The organism is Streptomyces durbertensis (genome assembly GCF_014156695.1).
In the GTDB taxonomy this organism is placed as follows: Bacteria; Actinomycetota; Actinomycetes; order Streptomycetales; family Streptomycetaceae; genus Streptomyces; species Streptomyces durbertensis.
Map to the genome: position 1 here is coordinate 1 of NZ_WMLF01000678.1, position 1,917 is coordinate 1,917.

The 1,917-nt window shown below is 70.2% G+C and carries 2 protein-coding genes and 1 pseudogene; all 3 read left to right on the forward strand.

The genetic code is table 11. From position 1 onward, the window contains the following. On the forward strand, positions 1-1,045 hold a 1,045-nt coding region (locus GL263_RS25830), incomplete at its 5' end, for an RNA polymerase sigma factor (protein ID WP_182858157.1). Between the two features lie 120 nt (positions 1,046-1,165). Continuing rightward, positions 1,166-1,545: pseudogene (locus GL263_RS25835) on the forward strand (type II toxin-antitoxin system RelE/ParE family toxin). After that, entirely contained in the window at positions 1,545-1,868 is a 324-nt protein-coding gene (locus GL263_RS25840) for a helix-turn-helix domain-containing protein (RefSeq protein ID WP_182858158.1), read from the forward strand. The pseudogene GL263_RS25835 and the gene GL263_RS25840 overlap by 1 nt, the downstream one beginning before the upstream one ends. The last annotated feature ends 49 nt before the right edge of the window (positions 1,869-1,917 follow it).

The window sequence follows — 1,917 nt, forward strand, 5'->3', positions numbered from 1 at the left end:
GCCCCCGGCCGCCACCCGCCCGGCACCGCCGGCGGACCCCGGGGGCGGGGCCGCCGACCCGGGCGACGGGCCCGAGCCGACCGCCCCCGTGGTCGCCCTCTCCCCCTCCCTGCGCACCGAGGGCAGCGGCGGCGCCTCCGCCGACCTGTTCCGCCAGTACCTGCGGGAGATCGGCCGCATCCCGCTGCTGACGGCCGCCGAGGAGGTCGAGCTGGCGCGCCGGGTCGAGGCAGGCCTCTTCGCCGAGGAGAAGCTGAGCTCCGCAGACGGCCGGCTCGACACCCGCCTCGCACTCGACCTCGACCGACTGGTCGTCCTCGGCCGACTCGCCAAGCGCCGGCTCATCGAGGCGAACCTGCGGCTCGTGGTGTCCGTCGCGAAGCGCTACGTGGGACGCGGCCTGACCATGCTCGACCTCGTCCAGGAGGGCAACGTCGGCCTGATCCGCGCGGTGGAGAAGTTCGACTACACCCGCGGCTTCAAGTTCTCGACGTACGCGACGTGGTGGATCCGCCAGGCGATGTCCCGCGCGCTCGCGGACCAGGCCCGGACGATCCGCGTCCCCGTGCACGTCGTCGAACTGATCAACCGGGTGGTCCGGGTCCAGCGCGCCTACCTCCAGGAACGCGGCCACGAACCGACCGCCGAACAGGTCGCCGGCTACCTCGGCATCACCGCCGACCGCGTCCGCGAGGTGCTGCGGCTCGCCCAGGAGCCGATCTCGCTGCACGCCACCGTCGGCGAGGAGGACGACGTGCACCTCGCCGACCTGATCGAGGACGGCGACGCCCCCTCCCCCGCCGAGTCGGCGGCGTTCCTCCTGCTCCGCCAGCACCTGGAGGCGGTGCTGTCCACACTCGGCGAGCGCGAACGCAGGGTCGTCCAGCTCCGCTACGGGCTCGTCGACGGCCAGCCGCGCACCCTGGAGGAGATAGGCCGCCTCTTCGGCGTCACCCGCGAACGCATCCGCCAGATCGAGGCCAAAACCCTCAACAAGCTCCGCCACCACACCTACGCCGGCCAACTCCGCGGCTACCTGGATTGATCCGCGGGGCGCACACGTCGCGCAGGTCCACGGCACGGGGTACTCGGCTGCGTGCGAACTCGTCGGCAGACGATCGTCCGTACTTGCTGCATGCAATCCGATGCATATACCGTTGAATGCATGGACGCAGGCGGTGAGGGCTACGTGATCGAGGTGGAGCCCGAGGTGCGGGACTGGTTGGAACTGCTGCCGTTTCGCCTCTACCGCAGAGTCGAGGACAAGGCGGACCGTCTGCTGGCCGAACCCACGACGCTCGGTGAACCGTACTCGCGCCACCTGGGCGGCAAGCTACGTGAACTGCGGGTAACCCTTGACGGTGATGCCGTCCGCATCCCCTACTGGCTCGCGTCCCGGACCGACGCATCGTGCTGCTGACCGTCTTCCGCAAGACCAGGATGCACGAAGCCGCCGAGATCGAACGAGCCCACCAGGTCCAGAAGACCTGCGAGGCCGAGCACGGCCCCGCCCAGCACACGTACGACCGCGTCAAGGAGGCGTGATGAATCACAGTCAGTGGAAGACGCGCCGCACCAGGCAGCTTCTCGGCGAGACCGTGGAGTACGACCAGGAGTACATCGACGCACGCCTCGCCGGCGATCTCGGCCAGGCGATCTACGACCGTCGCGTCGAACTCGGCCTCTCCCAGACCGAACTGGCCGAGCGGGCGGCGATGACTCAGCCGCAGATTTCGCGCATCGAGGGTGGGGACACCGTGCCGACGCTGCCGCTGCTGCGCCGCCTCGCCAAGGCTCTGGACGGCTCCCTGAACGTGGCGCTCACCGCCGAGGACTCCCGCGTCACGTTCACTCCGCGCGCCGCCTGAACATCGCCGCCTCCGACACGGCACCAGACAACCCCCCGGATCTTTGACC